General features: G+C 40.4%; 14 protein-coding genes. 11 read left to right on the plus strand and 3 right to left on the minus strand.

Annotation, left to right across the window (positions count from 1 at the left end; genetic code table 11):
• Position 1: 1 nt before the first annotated feature.
• The 6 genes from tssA to tssG are packed head-to-tail and all read left to right on the plus strand — an operon-like array spanning position 2 to position 6,841.
• Positions 2 to 1,600: a type VI secretion system protein TssA gene (gene tssA, locus L4C54_RS11695; protein ID WP_428808328.1), complete on the plus strand. Its 1,599-nt coding sequence runs from the start codon at positions 2 to 4 to the stop codon at positions 1,598 to 1,600.
• Positions 1,601 to 1,626: 26 nt separating this feature from the next.
• On the plus strand, positions 1,627 to 2,133 hold the full coding sequence (tssB, locus tag L4C54_RS11700) for a type VI secretion system contractile sheath small subunit (protein WP_428808329.1): 507 nt from the start codon (positions 1,627 to 1,629) through the stop codon (positions 2,131 to 2,133).
• An 8-nt stretch (positions 2,134 to 2,141) separates the two neighbouring features.
• Positions 2,142 to 3,617, plus strand: coding sequence for a type VI secretion system contractile sheath large subunit (gene tssC, locus L4C54_RS11705; RefSeq protein ID WP_428808330.1), 1,476 nt, complete (start codon positions 2,142 to 2,144; stop codon positions 3,615 to 3,617).
• Between the two features lie 57 nt (positions 3,618 to 3,674).
• The gene (gene tssE, locus L4C54_RS11710) at positions 3,675 to 4,085 is read left to right on the plus strand and encodes a type VI secretion system baseplate subunit TssE (protein ID WP_428808331.1); all 411 of its coding nucleotides are present in this window, start codon (positions 3,675 to 3,677) and stop codon (positions 4,083 to 4,085) included.
• A 12-nt stretch (positions 4,086 to 4,097) separates the two neighbouring features.
• Complete coding sequence (tssF, locus tag L4C54_RS11715) at positions 4,098 to 5,846, plus strand: type VI secretion system baseplate subunit TssF (protein WP_428808332.1); 1,749 nt, start codon at positions 4,098 to 4,100, stop codon at positions 5,844 to 5,846.
• Positions 5,843 to 6,841, plus strand: a complete 999-nt coding sequence (tssG, locus tag L4C54_RS11720) for a type VI secretion system baseplate subunit TssG (protein WP_428808575.1) — start codon at positions 5,843 to 5,845, stop codon at positions 6,839 to 6,841. Before tssF ends, tssG begins: the two co-directional genes overlap by 4 nt.
• Positions 6,842 to 6,913: 72 nt before the next feature.
• On the opposite strand, the gene L4C54_RS11725 is transcribed toward tssG, so the two are convergent.
• Genes L4C54_RS11725 through L4C54_RS11735 form a run of 3 tightly spaced genes read right to left on the minus strand, consistent with a single transcriptional unit; the run spans position 6,914 to position 12,142 of the window.
• On the minus strand, positions 6,914 to 7,366 hold the full coding sequence (locus tag L4C54_RS11725; RefSeq protein ID WP_428808333.1) for an Lrp/AsnC family transcriptional regulator: 453 nt from the start codon (positions 7,364 to 7,366) through the stop codon (positions 6,914 to 6,916).
• A gap of 39 nt (positions 7,367 to 7,405) precedes the next feature.
• On the minus strand, positions 7,406 to 10,801 hold the full coding sequence (gene tssM, locus L4C54_RS11730; RefSeq protein WP_428808334.1) for a type VI secretion system membrane subunit TssM: 3,396 nt from the start codon (positions 10,799 to 10,801) through the stop codon (positions 7,406 to 7,408).
• A gap of 18 nt (positions 10,802 to 10,819) precedes the next feature.
• Positions 10,820 to 12,142 (minus strand): type VI secretion system ImpA family N-terminal domain-containing protein, encoded by a 1,323-nt coding sequence (locus L4C54_RS11735; protein ID WP_428808335.1) that lies wholly within the window; start codon positions 12,140 to 12,142, stop codon positions 10,820 to 10,822.
• 615 nt (positions 12,143 to 12,757) lie between these two features.
• Between L4C54_RS11735 and L4C54_RS11740 the strand changes: the two genes are divergently transcribed.
• Genes L4C54_RS11740 through icmH form a run of 5 tightly spaced genes read left to right on the plus strand, consistent with a single transcriptional unit; the run spans position 12,758 to position 17,502 of the window.
• Entirely contained in the window at positions 12,758 to 13,360 is a 603-nt protein-coding gene (locus L4C54_RS11740; RefSeq protein ID WP_428808336.1) for a hypothetical protein, read from the plus strand.
• Between the two features lie 8 nt (positions 13,361 to 13,368).
• The gene (locus tag L4C54_RS11745) at positions 13,369 to 14,880 is read left to right on the plus strand and encodes a type VI secretion system-associated FHA domain protein (RefSeq protein ID WP_428808337.1); all 1,512 of its coding nucleotides are present in this window, start codon (positions 13,369 to 13,371) and stop codon (positions 14,878 to 14,880) included.
• Positions 14,873 to 15,376, plus strand: coding sequence for a type VI secretion system lipoprotein TssJ (tssJ, locus tag L4C54_RS11750; RefSeq protein ID WP_428808338.1), 504 nt, complete (start codon positions 14,873 to 14,875; stop codon positions 15,374 to 15,376). The genes L4C54_RS11745 and tssJ overlap by 8 nt, the downstream gene beginning before the upstream one ends.
• Before the next feature lie 12 nt (positions 15,377 to 15,388).
• Positions 15,389 to 16,714, plus strand: a complete 1,326-nt coding sequence (tssK, locus tag L4C54_RS11755) for a type VI secretion system baseplate subunit TssK (protein WP_428808339.1) — start codon at positions 15,389 to 15,391, stop codon at positions 16,712 to 16,714.
• A complete protein-coding gene (icmH, locus tag L4C54_RS11760; RefSeq protein WP_428808340.1) occupies positions 16,711 to 17,502 on the plus strand; it encodes a type IVB secretion system protein IcmH/DotU in 792 nt (263 codons plus the stop codon). The genes tssK and icmH overlap by 4 nt, the downstream gene beginning before the upstream one ends.
• Positions 17,503 to 17,584 lie beyond the last annotated feature (82 nt).

Genomic DNA, 17,584 nt, shown 5'->3' on the forward strand with positions numbered 1-17,584 from the left:
TATGGCTCTTATAGATATTGAAGCACTATTAACGCCAATCTCTGAGGATTTCCCTTCTGGCAATGATGCTCGTTACGAGTTTTGCTATGAAATGATGGAAGCTGAAATCAAAAAGTTTGGGTCATTGTTTGGTGAAACAGTTGATTGGACAGTCGTAAAGAAATATTCAACTGAAGTGTTGTCGTCTCACAGTAAAGACCTTAAAGCGATATGTTACTTAACACGCGCTTTAGTGGAAGAAGCTGAACTTGATGGTTTAGGTAAAGGGCTTGATTTATTGCTAGGCAGTATTGTTCGCTATGGATCAGATTTGTACCCAAATAGAAAGCGCGGTCGCGACGGCGCGATATCTTGGTTAAACCAACACTTAAAATTATCACTAGAGAAATATAGTGACAAGGTCACGTCTTGGGGGCAATTGTCGGCTTGTCAGGAGCTAGTTAGTAAAGTTCAGTATCAATTTGATGACGTATTTCATGATTCTGACGCCGACTTCTTTGAACTACGTTCTGTACTAAACGGATTATTGCAAAGAGTCGACGCTAAATCTGTAAGTTCTGAAGTTAAAAATGCAGAAGCTTATGAAGCTAGCGATACAAATAACCAAACACATCTAGAGGTAAAACCAACTACGACGAGAGAACCTCAATTGAAGAAGGATGAGGAATCCGCTGTTGTTAGCAAGCCGGTTATTTCAGAATCAAAGCCTCAACCGAAAAAGAGATTAATACTGGAAGAAATAGATGTGGATACAGACTTTACGTCTCCTTCCGCTTCTAGAAAAACATTAAAAAGCGTTGCTGACGTGCTTATCAGTGCTGATGTAAGTCTACCGCTTTGTTATCGAATCTTTAGACACTTAACTTGGTTTGATATCGATAGCTTGCCCGAACAAAAAGATAATGTGACGCCATTAAGTCTCGCAATCTCGCAAGATCAACAAATCGATTATCAAGAAAAAGCCAAATGTGACAGTGATATAGAAACGTTAAAACGACTAGAGCGTACGTTAACGGATGCGCCTTTTTGGGTAACCGGGCATTTTTTAGTGTACTCAATGCTAAAGAACCTTGGCTTTGATTCTGCAGCAAAAGCTGTGAAATCTGAAGTTCAAGTGTTTGTTAATACACTACCAAGTATTACTTCACTTCAATTTAAAAATTCCATTCCATTTGCTGACGAAGCAACCATTAACTGGTTGTCTTCCGGTGTAGAGAATCTGTCTGTTAATCAATCACAGCCAATAAATTACGTGATGGACGGCGAGACAGTTCTGCAAATGGAGGACATCACCTTAGGAAACTTCGGTGATTACGCAGCTGATATTGCTAACAAGCTCGAGTTAGCTAACTCGGGTAGAGGGCAGTTCATGTTGCTTGTACAAATGGTTCAGGTTCATCAGACGCTTGGCCTATTTTCACTCTGTTTACCTTATTTAGAAAAACTATGGGTAATTCAGAATGAAATGAGCCTCAAAACCTGGGAGCCACATTTGTACCTACAGGTTAAAACTCTCATGGAGAGTACTTTAACTGAGCTGTACCCCAGTAAGGAACAGCTACCTACGAAATTTCAAGAGTGGGAAACACTTTATAACTAGTAACACAATTAGATAAGGAACTAATTATGTCACGTGATGGCTCGGTTGCTCCCAAAGAGCGAATTAATATCCGTTATGTTCCAGCAACTGGTGATGCGCAAGAAGACGTAGAACTGCCGCTGAGCATGATGGTTGTAGGTGATTTTACAGCTCGTGCTGACGAAACACCGATTGAAGAACGTACCCCGATCAATATCGATAAAGACAACTTTAACGAAGTATTAGAGGGTTACTCTCCAAACGTTAAAGTGAACGTAGAGAACCGACTTTCTGAAGAAGAGGGTGCTCAACTTGGTGTCGACTTAACGTTCAACAACATGAAAGACTTTTCGCCAGAAACCATCGCGAAAAATGTGCCTGAGCTAAACGGATTGTTGGAATTGAGAGAAGCACTTGTAGCGCTTAAAGGCCCGTTAGGTAACGTACCATCGTTTCGCAAGAAGATTGCTTCTGTTCTTCAAGACGAAGAAGCACGCAAAAAGTTACTGGATGAACTAAGCATTGGCACTGACCAAGAAGAAAACGCGGAGTAAGGGATACCATGACGGTTGAAGCACAAGCTCCTGAACAAGCGGCGGTAATCGCAGATTCAGGCTCACTATTAGATAGTATATTAAACGAAACAAGAATGAAGCCTTCGGATGAGGGTTTTGATGTAGCGAAACGCGGCGTAGAAGCATTTATTGGTGAGCTATTAAGTAACTCAGCAACCACTAAGGTCGATCAATCTTTAGTTGATTTAATGATCTCTGAGATCGATCAAAAGCTTTCTAAGCAAGTGGACGCGATTCTGCATAATGAAGACGTTCAAGCGATTGAGTCGACTTGGCGTGGCCTAAAGTATCTTGTTGACCACACGGACTTTCGTGAAAACATTCAAATCGAGCTTATTTCAGCGAAGAAAGATGAAGTATTAGACGATTTTGAAGACGCACCTGAAGTTGTTAAATCTGGGCTGTATAAGCAAATTTATACGCGTGAATACGGTCAATTTGGTGGTAAACCTGTTGGTGCTGTTATCTGTGATTACCAACTGTCAGCGTCGTCACCGGATATTAAGTTGATGGAATACATGGGTAATGTTGGGGCTATGTCGCATGCGCCATTTATTACTTCTGCATCTTCAAAATTCTTTGGTTTAGACAGCTACGAAGAGCTACCAAATTTAAAAGATTTGAAATCCGTATTTGAAGGGCCACAGTATACGAAATGGCGTGGTTTCCGTGAACATGAAGACGCACGTTACGTTGGTTTATGTACCTCTCGATTCATGTTACGTACGCCATATTCTGTAGCGGATAACCCAATAAAAGCTTTTGACTACGACGAGGCCGTAACTGAAGACCATAAGAACTTCCTATGGGGTAACTCTGCGTATGCAATGGCATCTAAGATCAGTGAGTCATTTTCTAAGTATCGCTGGTGTCCGAACATCATCGGCCCACAAAGTGGCGGTGCAGTAACTGATTTACCGGTATACAACTACGAATCGATGGGGCAGATCGAAACGAAGATCCCGACAGAGATTTTAGTTTCAGATCGCCGAGAATATGAATTAGCAGAAGAAGGCTTTATCGCACTAACGATGCGTAAAGGCTCAGACAATGCATCATTCTTCTCTGCAAACTCTGTACAAATCCCTAAGGTGTTCCCAAATACGCCGGAAGGGAAGCAGGCTGAAATGAACTATAAGCTAGGTACTCAACTGCCTTATATGTTCATTATCAACCGTTTGGCTCACTACATAAAAGTGCTACAAAGAGAACAGATTGGTTCTTGGAAAGAGCGTGCTGATTTAGAAACTGAGCTTAATAAGTGGATTCGTCAATACGTTTCGGATCAGGAAAACCCACCTGCAGAAGTACGTGGTCGTCGACCTTTACGTGCAGCAAAAGTGGAAGTATCTGACGTTGAAGGCGACCCAGGTTGGTACAAGGTATCTATGTCTGTTCGTCCACACTTTAAGTACATGGGCGCAAGTTTTGACTTGTCACTAGTTGGAAAACTAGACCAATAAAACATGAGTTAGCATGAGCAGTAAGTGATGAGCTTACTGCTCTTTTACGAGTATATTATGGAAAAAGGTTATCGCTTCTTAGAGCGGATTGAATTAGGTGAACCAAAGCGCAGCTATGAAAAAGTGGTTTCACACCACGATCTAATTGAGTCTGTTCGAATCCACCTTGCGGATCTTCTTAATACCCACTCAGGTAATGCCATGATTGATGGTGATTATGGATTACCTGATTTTAATGACGTTTTATCGACGAACAACAACCTAGTTCGCCATATTCAAAAAAATATCCATTCAACCATCGAGAGGTTCGAACCTCGTCTACGTAACATCGAAGTGAATTATCGAGAAGATGAACATAACGCATTAAATCTAGGCTTTGGTATTTGCGGAGAAGTGTTTCATAACGGTGGAAAAGTACCAATGGCCATTGATGTTTATATGGGTACTGATGGTCAGTTTAACGTTTAGTAGGAGAGCATTGTGAGCAGCAGTAAATACTTTCAAGACGAGCTAACCTACTTAAGAGAGTCGGGAAGTGAGTTTGCGAAATACAATCCTAAATTAACCAATTTCTTAGCTGAAGGTTCATACGACCCAGATGTAGAACGTCTGCTTGAAGGTTTTGCCTTTCTAACTGGGCGAATACGTGAAAAAATTGACGATGAGCTGCCAGAGCTAACTCAATCGTTGATGACGCTTTTATGGCCTCACTATATGCGTTCTATTCCCTCTATGTGCATCACGGAATTAAAACCGCATTCAGGGAGCGTGACGGAAAAAACGACGGTAAAACGCGGCGCAGAAATGGCCAGCGAGCAAGTTGAATCAACGCAATGTCTTTTTCAAACTTGTTATGATGTCGATCTATACCCTATTCATATTACCAAGGTTGATCAATCAAACAGTCGAAGTAATACTTCAGTTTCGGTTGCTCTTGCCGCCGATTATGGAGCGGATCTCTCAAGGATAAAATTGGATACGTTACGTTTTCATTTGAATGGAGAGATTCACGTTACTCGAACACTCTTTCTTTGGTTATTCAGGTATCTAGATTATGTAGAATTGGATCTAGGTGGAGGCTATAAACAACGTTTAAGTACCGAGCATGTAAACCCAGTTGGTTATAGTGAGAATCAAGCGATATTACCGTACGCCGATAACTCATTTTCTGGTTACCGTTTGCTACAAGAGTACTTTTCACTACCAGAAAAGTTCATGTTCTTTGATTTATCGGGTTTAGAGTGGTTGAAAGGCGTTCCTCAAAGAACGAGTCTTAACGTCACGTTTCACTTTAATCGAGCGCTACCTTCTGAAGTTATTGTTAAGGACAAACACTTTCGTCTTCATTGTACACCAGCGGTTAACTTGTTTAAGAAAGACGGTGATCCTATTCGTCTTGAGCATCGAAGAAATGAATACCGAGTTCGGCCACAAACCAAGAATCAAGATCACTACGAAGTCTATCTAATTGAAAAGGTGGAAAGCTGGAGTAAAAACGAGAGACGAAAAAAAGAATTGATTGAGTTTGAGTCGTTCGAACATCAAATTAATCAACGAGATAAACAAAACTTTTATAAAACGAGTGTGGCGCCAAGAGTGAGCAATAGAGGTTTAGAAAGACACATCTCATTTCATTCTCACAATAGTGATATTGCTGACTTGGGTACAGAGACGGTGCTGACAAAATTGTTATGCAGTAATAGTGATCTAGCCGAACGCTTGTCGGTAGGAGACATAACTTATACAACGCATAAATCGCCTACGTTCGCTACGTTTCAAAATATAACCAAACCCACTCAATCGGTCAGCCCGCAGGTTAACGGTGAACTCCAGTGGCAATTGATTGCAAATATGTCACTCAACTACCTGTCACTTGCTAACATTGATGTGCTCAAGGTTTTACTGTCAACTTACGATTTTCATTCTCGGGTTGATCGCCAGGCACACCGAGCTTCTTTACATCGACTCGATGGTATTAAGGACTCAAGTCTAAAACCTATCGATAGATTATTTCGAGGTGTTTCAGTGAGAGGGAATCAATTTAGTATTAAGGTTGATTCAAGTTTCTTCGTTAATGAAGGGGATATGTACTTGTTAACCAGTGTACTAAACGAATTCATCCGTCTTTACTCGAGCGTGAACTCATTTACTGAACTTCACGTGTTTGACCAGAATACAGGTGAAGAGTACAGGTGGGACAGCTTGCCGGGGCAACAAACCGTATTATGATTAAACAACTTGTTGAACATTCGCATGAATTCAGCTTTTTTCAAGCGGTCTCGCTGTTAGAAAAACATTATCAGTACAGTGATGAAAGTGAGTACGTTGCCTTAGACAAAAACAAGTACTTTCATCAAGAAACGATTACTTTCACGGTTTCCCCGAAGCTGAGCTTTCCGAAAAGCGATATGGAATCCATCACTCGTTTTGAACGAGATGGAAATACTTATACTCGTATCGAGGTTAACTTTTTAGGGTTGCATGGTAGTAGTTCACCATTGCCGGTTTCCTATACAGAAAAGCTGGCGGGTCGAGATCCCAATGATAATCCGGTAAAAGATTTTTTTGATTTTTTCCATAATCGATATCTGTCGATGGTTTACCGTGTTTGGAAAAAATACCGTTATCACGTCCAATACCAAAGTGACGCCAAAGACGATTTTTCGGGTAAATTATTACACTTAGCTGGGTTGTCTGATTCGATCCAAGAAACGAAAGTCTACAATTTAGATCGCGCTAAATTATTGTCGTATACCAACCAACTATCAACTAGAACACGTTCACCTAAGCTAATCTCCGGGATAGTAAGTCATTATTTTTCATTGTCTCATGTGGAAGTTGAAGAATGGATCCATCGCCGAGTGAACATTAGTGAGTGCCAAAGAAATCAATTAAATCGTAGTAACTGCATTCTAGGTGGGAACCTACACCTCGGCCAGAGCATATCTGATCTTACGGGTAAGTTTAACCTTGTTATTAGTCAGCTAAGCTTTGAACAATACAACAAGTTCTCTAAGGGTGGTGAGCTATATAATACGCTATTGGAGCTGATGAAATTCATTTTACGTGATCCAATGGCTTGGGATTTAAAATTATCTGTAGATTTAGATACGATCCCTACAAATGAGTTAGGGAAAGGGGATGGGAATGTATTGGGACATACTATGTGGTTAGGGAAACCAACCAAGAAAGATGCTCAGATTAAAGTCATTGGCGAGATATAAACAACCCCCCGGTAGACGAGCCTACTAGGGGATTAATATTCATGGCTTATGAAAGAGGTTCCTCTATCAATTCTATCGACGAATTGGTTGGTGCAACACAACTGTCGTATTCAACGAGCGTATTCCGTTGAAAGATTCGATTTCATTTGAAATATGATGGATAGATTGTAAGTCCGGCGCTTCAATTAGAGCAATAATATCGTAAGTACCACCAACGATGCTGGTCGCTCGAACTTCAGGAAACTCCTTGAGTGAGTTAATCACTTCGTTCTTCTTTCCTTTTTCACAAGAGATAAGTAGGTAGCTTGATGCATTTCTGCCTTCGTTCTCTATGCGTATTTGCGCGGTATAACCTTTAATTATACCGGTTTTTTCTAGTCGATTAATGCGCTCTGCAATAGCGGTTCGCGACAACCCAATGTTACGCGATAAGTTAGCGATCGACTCACGGCCGTTAGACAGTAAGTTAGACAGGATTTTACGGTCTAACTTGTCTAAGCCTTGTAAATTCATATTAGCAATCATGTTTGTGCCCTGCGTTAATTTTTCTTGTTGGTATATTGGTTATAACTGTATCGATTCTGGAATTGTAAAGTTAAAAAGTTCACCTAAAGTAAAAGGATTTCTTTGAGTTAATGGTGTAATTCGTAAACTTAGATCTCGACCTGAGACTTTGACATCACTGGTGAAACTTCCGTTATGAGTATTGGTTAATGTCGATTCACCTAAGAGTCTATAAACGGCCCATTGACCTGTTTTATTTAGAACATGTTGCTTACCTTCATCGGTAACATCTTGAATAGTGATAGCAACGTTAAAATCACCACTTTGCGGTGGCCACTGAAGCTCTTGTACTCGGCTAGGGCCATGGTAGTAACTGATACTAGAATCCGCGACTTGGACCGTTGCTCTTATGGCACTTGAATCTAAGTCTAAAACGTTGGCACTAAACGGAATATGGAATCGGTTTGTGCTTTTACTTATCAAAGTATCTCTAATTACGTTGTAGTTTCTTAGTTGAACTAACAGTTCTGGCGATAATGCCAAGACTTCACCGTCGATACGCCGTGGTGTCCACAAGTTCGTATCGTAAAATGGTGAGAAGTTATCTTGGATAAAGCGATCCAATATGCCGCCTTGCGAGAAAAGAAGTTCAAAGTCTTCTAACGATATTTCGTCAGCCGAAGTTAAATCAAATGGATAGCGATTTAAGCCAATTTCACTGAACTTACTGTAGATATCGCTTGTCCATTGCGTTTGGATACCCTTTGTAGACTCTGCAATCATGACAGACCAGCTTTGATTAACGATATCAAGTAGCCAGCTTCTTACTGGTTCCGGTGATTTTTGAGCAATTTGTCTAAGTCGAATAATAGGATCAGACTCTGAGCTACTCATACGAGTCTTCGCTGCATTGAGGGCTGCCATCTGTGAATCAGGGGCGTCAGCGATGTCTTTCATGTACGTGCGTAATCGATTTAGAGCAGTAACAATTTCCTCCCACGGAGTAGGGGTGTTTGGTGTTTCATTAATTTGAAGTTGATTTAAGTGGCGAAATGCTTGTTGCACACTTTGCATAAAGACGTAATCGGGCTGAATCGTTTCTTCAGCTAAACCCTTTACAGCTTCTATAGCGCCAGAAACTTGTGGGTTAAGGTTACTGAGTAAGCTAGCGCGATCACCAAGTGGAGCGAAGTGCGTATTGACATGGACTTGATTCAAGATAGTCGTCATCGGTGAAGAGGGACCAGAAATTAAATCTATCGCGTTAGTTAATTCGCCTACGTTACTGTATTTTCTTATCTTCAATTCACTTAATGTGTTTCTCCAATAATTAATGTAATCGTCAGTGTATTTTTTCCTTACTTGGTCTTTGAATACATCTTGTTCTTGCTGCGTAGGTTCAACGTGGTTTGACAGGCCTAACACCCAATTGTCTGAAATAACTTGGGTAGAGAGTAAGTCGACATTTGGACGGTAGAAGGTGCTAAAACCTGTCGACGTATAAACATTTCCAATTTCAAGCGTTTGTGGTTCAAAGTCGTCAATGAATATATTATTGAAATCGAAGCCTACTGCGCGTTGCAGGTCAAGTGTTCCAAGGTCTATGTCGTCGGCTTGCTGAAGCAGCTGTTGATAAACTAGGTCAACATTAGAGTTTGCTAACAATGAGCGTCTTGTTGCTCGCACAAGGTCCATACTGATCTGTACGGGTTCAAACGTTGTTCTGAAGTATGCATCTAGAAACTCCATGGATGCGTTAACGGCATAAGTCTCACTACTTAAGTCTTGCAACGTAAACAGAGTTTGCTTCTTTAAAAAAGCGATCTCTCGTTTAGATGGCTCTCTTAACATTAAGTAGCCTTTTAGTAGAGGGAGCGACTTTTTTAATTCATTTTGATTCTGTGCTAATTGAATTCGATAGCCAAGCTCGATGACTGGCATGAGCTGTTCGTTTATTTCTTTAATCAATACGTCATAAGCGAGTTTTGTCGCTGGTTCTAATCGGCTGACCTTCATTGAAACGAATTCTTCATCTAGCGCTGAATTACCATCAATCCATGCATTGTAGATTGGCTGAATACGATGAATTGCGGTAATCAACTGAGTTTCAAAAGCCGCTGAGGTCGTTGTTAGCCCGTCATCATCTTCAACACTGATGAGTTGATCAATAACACGTAAATTGCTTTCTAGGGCTTTTACAAGGAAATAGCCGCCGCCCATTAAAATGGTTACAGAGAAGAGAAGTGCCAGTCGACTCCTTCTTTGTATAAGTTTTAGGTAGGTTTTGTTTTCGCCTGCAAAATCCGCTTCAGGTAACACTTGAGATTCCATTAAGAAACGCGTGAAGTAGGGGGTTTCCGTTAGGTGAGTGTGTTCCGAAGCGATAATTGGTAAGTTAAAATAGTTGCTGCAGCTTTTTGCTAGAAGGTTGTATTTACGACCACCTTGCAGACTAGAGCCGAAAAATATCTCTCTTAAGTCAAGACAATACATTCCTTGATTGGCTTCATTGAGTCGAGCAACAACAGCACATACCTCTGCTTGGCATAACTCAAACTGTTTAGGGAATGAGAGTATCGCTTGTTTTTCGTTGACATCGTTGGATTGAGACGACGCATCTAAGGCGTTGGCTTCAAGAACCCTAATTAGGTTTTGGTAGCTATCAGAACAGTAATTGACGATGGCTCCCTTAGAGTCTTTCAGTGGAATAGACAAGAATTCAACATTAGACTTGAGCGGACTAAATTGAATGTACTCTCTAAACCCTTCAAGTTTATCCAGTTTACTCATCATCAAATAGATCGGAAGAGCAGATTTAGTTTTCTCACCTACGCTTGTTAGTCGTTCAGTCAATGCAGTTAACGTATAATCAACTTGCTCTTTTTCATGAACAATTAAGAACTCAAAATCCAAGAAGAGTAGGCAACCCGCAAGCGGTTTACGCGGTTTATGGCGAATTAACTCGTTAATAAACGTATCCCACAGTCCTGCGTCTGCACTGGATACCTCTTGAAATACCAAACGGTGGTCTGGTTTGATATAAACGGCTGAATCTGACTCGTACCATTCAAAGAAATCATTTTTAACGGTGTGATTTTTATCTTTAGGCTTAATCGCACTTGAGTTCGTAAGAAACTGAACCTTACCTGCAGATTTGTTACCTAGTAGTAGATATATCGGTTTGGAACCACCGTCAAATAGCAATGGTCGTATGACAGTTGATAGTGCTTCATTTTCTGTTTCTATATGCTGAAGCTTGTTGTATCTGCGTTTCTTAACCCACAGTGACGTCAGATAAGCTAGGTAACCCAACCCAATTGCGGATAGAGCTACCCAAAGCAAAAGCTTGCTCTTTTCGCTAAACCAAAAGAGTTGAATGAATACCAACGCTAACGAAATGGTTACCAATATCAATGTTGATAAGAACACGGGGTTCTTTATAAGTTTCTTAAACATAAGCCTAATTTCTAGTTGTTATTGTATTGTTTCAACGTGTTGTTCTACGCCATTCTGAAGCTGCGTTAACTTGTAGAGATAAACATTAAGTAGTTGAATAGACTTATCTATCTCTTCGAGTTCATTGTTGTTTTCGGCATACTCAATTCGGCCTAATAAAGGGAAAAGTGAGTTGCTATACCGATAGGCCAGTGCCACATCTTCACTGTCATTTTTTGTGTTCACATTTGCTATTGCGGTTCTAGCATTCGAGAAGCGTCGCTGCAGTGATAAATACTCCTCTTCAAGTGTTTTCTTCTGTTTAATTAAGTTTTGATTTAATAGCTTTACCGGTGAGGAATCTGGATAAAGTGTAAGAAGATTCTTTGATACTTGATTAAGTTCGACTATTTGTACAATGGACTCAGGACGTGCAGCCCAATTGAGCACCAATTCATCGAGCTTAGTTATTAGAGGAACCTGAGCTGTGTCTTTAGCTTGCTTCGTTGCACTTATTAGCTCGTTAGATATTGCTGCTAACTGTGTGACGGAGGCTTCATTAATTCGATTTCTAAGACTAGAGGTTTCATAGTAGTCTGCTGCGTAATGAACAAGGACCAAAGCTGCAACTATGCTGGCACTTAGCATTAACTTCCATATATGTGGGTTTATATTTACTTTATTTGTCGTTTCAGTTTGTTGTGGTGTAGACATTTTTTTAGGAGAGACATCGACGGTTATACTTGGTTTAGGTTTTACTACATTAACCTGCTGTACTACGCGCTTCTTCTCTTGCTCTTTCTGTTCTTTCTTTGTTGTTTGCTCACGGAGATCATCTGTCCAAACTCTGAATATACGTCTTATCGCAGAAAGAGATGGGGATTTAGCTCCATAGTGAAACCTCATCTCTTCTTCAATACGTAAACATATTTGATGACCAGCTTCGATTAGCGGTAAATCGTCGTTTGTGACTTTGAATAGTTTTATTCTTTTTTCAGAATGTTCGACCAACCATTCGAGCGATCCGATACGAGCATTTTTCTTTGAGTGTTCTGGGTAAGCGTTGAACCAGTAGACTACACATAAATCTAATATTGAGTTAAGACCTTCAACAAACCCTTTAAGACCATCATTGTGAGCTGCAGCAACCGTGTAATAGCAACTACAACGAAAATCTTTACTATGCTTCATTAATATCGACTTAGAGAGTGTTTGAACTTTCTTCCAGGACACACGACCGGTGACCTTACTGATATTGTTTATTTGGCGTTTTATTTCGTCAAAATCATCGAGGTTATTAGGTATTACACCACATGGATTCCCTTCTTCAATAGGGCGCCTTGTAAAGTCTGAAAAGTACATGAATATTAATATCCCACTGACGTTTAAGAATGCTTTGTAATGTGTGTTTATTGTTTTAGTAATAAGCATTAGGACTAAGATGTCTTGGGATTCTATAATTAAAATGAACTAATTAAAGAGCAAAAACTCCCTTTATTATTGAATATTAACTATTTGGGATACAGTTCAAACTATACCTTGTGAGTCTAGTATTACATTTAAGTTATATTATGATAGATCTATCAGCATAAGTTGCTTCTTACCCTCCGAATCTCTATAAAAACCTTATTTAACGGTATGTTAAAATCAGTAACATAGCTCGGCGTGATATTTTGCAGGATGGCATTCATTAAGGTAATTTTGTGTTTGTCGCTTAACTAATGAGAAGTTTTGGTTAACTTGAACTAAAGTATCAATTTTCAATGTAGATATATTTTTGTTGCATCGTTTATATAAATGGAATTAACTTACCTTAGATTTTGATGAATATATTTAAACTATATTTATAGTCATATTGAAAATGTTGGTAGTCATAAAGCATTATTTTAATTCCTAACATGGTTGGATGTTGAAAATAGGTATTTTGTTGGTATCTTCCTATGGTTGAAAAAGGACTTATTTTTCCGAGGAAGTATTATGAAGATATTTGGTTTTCTCCAAATGGCTCTGGTTTTATGTGTTTTATCCGCTCCAATAAATGCGAAAGGACTTCGCTATGGTGGGTCTGTTAATTTACTCAGTATTGATAGTGTCGAGTACCCAGAAGGCCGAAGTGGAGAAGCAGATATTCTTCGTTATGGTTTTGTGCACACTAGACCTATAGATGAAAACAATAATCGCTGGCGTTGGTGGTTTGGTTTCAATTATCTTGATGACGCGGTAGAAGCGCCAGCTAATGGTGTGTATGAAGAAGTCACCAACTACGAATTTAGGCTCGTCCCTCAGTATGCTGTAGCTACTTGGTCAGTGTTCACTCCTTACGTGGGAGCGGGACTGTCCACCGCTTACACGCAATACGGTAACCGCTGGGAGGTTGACGATGAAGGTTATAAATATGGTCTTCAATTAGACGACAAGAGCCAATTTGAAGTGGGACTTGTCGCTACTGTAGGAAGTGTAATTAAATTGGGAAGCAATCCTGATGCGCATTTGCAAATAATTCCTCAAGTTTCGTACATCCTACCCGTTTATAACGATGGGCTAGGTGGAATCGAACTCTCTGTATCTCTGCTATTTTAGAGGCCAAAATGAATACCAATCAGCTGATCTTGTTTATTACTAAGTGTCCAGAGGAGTACACAGGATCAAAACATATTGAGATGCCAGAAACCGGTGGTTCTATAGGTAGAAACCCAGGCTGTACTGTACCGTTATCTGACTTAAACCGTTTCATTTCTGGAACGCATTGCTTGATAAGTGTCTACGGCGAAAGCTTTTATATTAGCGATGTGAGTACAAATGGGACCTTGATCAATGGCGAAAAATCGTTAAAAAACCAGCCAGTATCACTATTTGATGGCGACACAATTACGCTTGGTCAATACGAAATATCAGCGTCTTTTGAAAAGGCGGAAAGCACAGCTGATATTGCAATGGACATCGCTCCAGAAAGAAACTCAATTGACCCTTTATCAAGTCTTGGTGACGTCGCTATTCAAGAAGATAGAAAAACTGGCGCATTAGAAGACCTGTTTATAGAGACAAAAGTTGATGATGTCGATAGCGACGATCCCGTAGCGCACCTCAAGTTTACTATGCAAAATGAAGATGACGCCTTAATTAGAGTCCAGAATGAAAACAGCCTAATACCCGAACTGATGAAAAATCAGCGTCAAATGGTGGATGACGGATTAAGTGTGCAGTCTGAATTTGACGCGCCTAGTTTAATACCAGCCGATTGGATGGCTGGCGAGTCAACAAATGAATCGAACAATACTGAAATAGTGGAAAATAACCAAGAATCATTCTTAGCTCAGGAACAATCTCCCCATGATCCAGCAAGGCCTAGCCAAATAGAAAGTTACGTTAAGCCCGAAGAGGCCGTTCACCACTCTACCCAAGACTGTGAATCTCAAGCCAAACAAAAAGAATCAATCGACGTACAAGAGCAAAAAATACCGCATTGGGAAGAAGTTACTCGTTCATTTGAACCGGCAGTCTCGGGTTCGAAATCAAATCTAAAGCCAGAGCAAACTAATGCTCAACTCAAACCGCAGGTAAGCCCTGAGCGAACGTTGAACCAATCTGAATGTGATAAAAGTCATGCATTCTTACAAGGTTTAGGCCTCAGCTCGATTGAAATTGGACAAGTCGACACCGAATTGTTTACCCAGATGGGTCAATGCTTACGTCTATGTATTAATAAACTTCAGAGTGACTTGCATGAAGTAGAAAACTTAAAAGGCGATTTCCAATCGAGTACATCAGAAACAGACTTTGCCATGCTGATGTTTACCTTAAGTCAGCAAAAACTTTTGACTCCTCAAGAATTAGTTGAACAGATGCTTGATGAGTTGGAAGAACATAAATCAACCTTCGACCTAGCCATTAACAACGCATTTAGTCACCAAATGAAGATTCAAAACCCTCAAAGTTTTGCGAGCGAGATGGAAAAGAATTCTCGTTTTATAACGAAGGGGAAATTGTGGAATGCGTATAACGATTTTTATGACGACTCGTGTCGAGATCTACATAGCGACGCCACGAAAAACAAGATCAAACAAAGCTACCAAGATATTTTAAAGGGTGAACATGCGTAATTATTTAATACCTATCTTTTTTGTAATAACTCTTAACGGCTGCGCCATGTGGGATCAGTTTAAAGAATCGACAGGATTAACGCCTAAAACATCCTCTATTGAACTGATTATCGAAGCATCACCAGTGTTAAACGTGAGAGAAGGAGGGCAGTCGTCCCCTGTCATCTTACGAATTCATGAACTGAGTTCCCCAGTGTTGTTTCGAAACCTTGATTTCTTTGCTCTGTTTGAAAATGACAAAGACTCACTCGGTGATGAATATTTAAAACGCTACGAATACCAACTTCAACCTGGCGATAAAATTCATGAATACATTGAATTAGATACATCGACAAGAGCGCTCGGATTTTCTGTCGCTTTTCGCGATATAAACGGATCGTCGTGGCGTAAGGTTGAAGTTATAGAAGAGAAAAGTGAGTACTTTCTACGTTTAAATTTGGAAGGTAGTGAGTTGAGCACCAATACCACGCGTGGCATTGAACAGACTTATTTTTAAGGAATATCGATTATGTCTTTATACAACCCGGTCGTATGGCAAGACGGCATGTTCATGAAACCACAGCATTTTCAACAGCTTGACCGTTCTCAGGGTAAATTATCTAGCATGTTGATTTCCAATACATCTCCACTTTATTGGGGAATTAAACGTATTGGACTGAACACAGAATTACTGTCGCTCGGCAAAATTGGGGTAACGAATGTAACAGGGATACTACGTGATAGAACTCCCTTTGAACTACCATTGCTAGCGGATTTACCTGAAATTAAAGACGTAGATCCTTCCTATGCGGACAAAGTCGTTTATCTATGTTGTCCACTACCTTCTGAGCGTTCAGAGCTTTTCGGAACGAATAAAGATGGGGCCCGATATTCTCTAGGACAAGAAGAGGCTGTAGACGCTTGTTATGACAGTGAAGACATGGCAAGTATTGTGGTGGGTAAGCTTAATTTTTGTTTGATGTACGACCATGAAGACAAGAGTGCATTTACTTCAATCCCAATTTTAAAGATTTCAGAAGTAAAACCAGACGGAGGCGTTATTCTCGATGACAGTTTTATTCCGAGCTGTGTAGATATACATGCATCTGAAGTGTTGAGCAAATTTGCTACTGAGTTTGCAGCCATGTTAAAGCATAGGGCGGAATCTATCGTTCAACGTTTAGGTGTAGTAGACCAACAGGGCGTGTCGACAGTATCCGATTTTATGCTATTACAAACGCTAAACCGATATGAGCCGCTCTTTTGGCATTTCGCGAGCGTAGAAGGTGTACATCCTGAAGAGTTTTACAGGGTGTTGATTCAAGCGGAAGGTGAGCTATCGACACTATGTACTTCTCAGCGTAGACCACAAGAGTTTGTCAAATATAACCACGGTGATTTAACCAATTGCCTAAGTCAAACATTGGATGCTACAAGAGTAACGTTAAGTGTGATGTCGGAGCAGAGGGCGATTCCATTAACGTTGAAGGAACAGAGCTTTGGAATCAGTACAGCCGCAATCCCGGATCCAAAGATTATCGACACAACTACCTTTATCTTGGCTGTTAAAGCAGACGTCACACTTGATGTACTACACACTCAATTTGTTAGCCAAACTAAGATTGGCTCGATTGATAGCATTCGAGACCTAATAAACTTGCAGCTACCGGGTATTGAGATTAAGCCAATGCCAGTTGTGCCAAGAGCGTTACCCTATCATGCAGGCTATACCTATTTCGAGCTTGATAAGTCATGCGAAGAATGGGCGGCGCTTTCTAATTCTGCTGCTATTGCCGTTCATGTTGCCGGTGAATTTGCCAACTTATCACTTCAATTATGGGCTGTTAGGTTATGAGTTACGCTGAAAGTGATGTCACAGTTGTACTGTTTCAACCAGAGCCCGGCAAACCGATGGAGGTTATGCCTGCTCCTGATCTCTCTAGAAACATTGCGGTTCAAGAACTCAATATTGAAAGTATTGGGGTAAACCCATTAGTTGACCAGTTTACATGGTTAATTGCCAGCTTATCGTGCATGTCTTCCATTCCTTGGCTTGATGATCCTGCGCCTTTTAGAGAACAAGTCGCGCGAGAAATACGAAAGGGTGAGCGTAAGTTAGGTGAAATGGAGGTTGATCGAGCGTCAGTACTCGTAATTCGTTATTGTTTGTGCGCAGCACTTGATGAAGCGGTTTGCCGACAAGAGTGGGGCGCGAATAGTCACTGGGCACAAAACAGCTTACTTTCAGAGTTTCACAACGAGACATCCGGTGGTGATAAATTTTTCACAATATTAGAACGTCTTAAATCGGACCCACGAAAGTATCGCCATGTTATTGAGTTTCTGTACCTACTTCTTCAATTGGGCTTTAAAGGCCGTTACGGAAGAGAAGAGAGAGGTAACGAAAAGCTTTCGGAAATCGGCAATACGATTTACCGTTTGGTCAGAGATGAAAGGCTCGCTGAACAAGAAAAATTGCCTTTAGTTAACCTCAAAGCAAAATACTTGAGAAACCCGCTTAAAAAGGTAATTCCACCTAAATTGATCATCGGGGTTAGTGCGCTAATTTTTGCCGTAATGTACGGGGCAACGTACCTTGTCATCGATGTTCAGTTCCAACAATTATTAGCGGTATATCAATAACTCGATTTAAAAAAGAGATGCTGAGCCCAAAATTATAACAAGCGAGAGTATAACGGGCGAATTCTTCATTTTAGCTATTAAA

The organism is Vibrio lamellibrachiae, assembly GCF_050337265.1.
Lineage (GTDB): Bacteria > Pseudomonadota > Gammaproteobacteria > Enterobacterales > Vibrionaceae > Vibrio > Vibrio kyushuensis.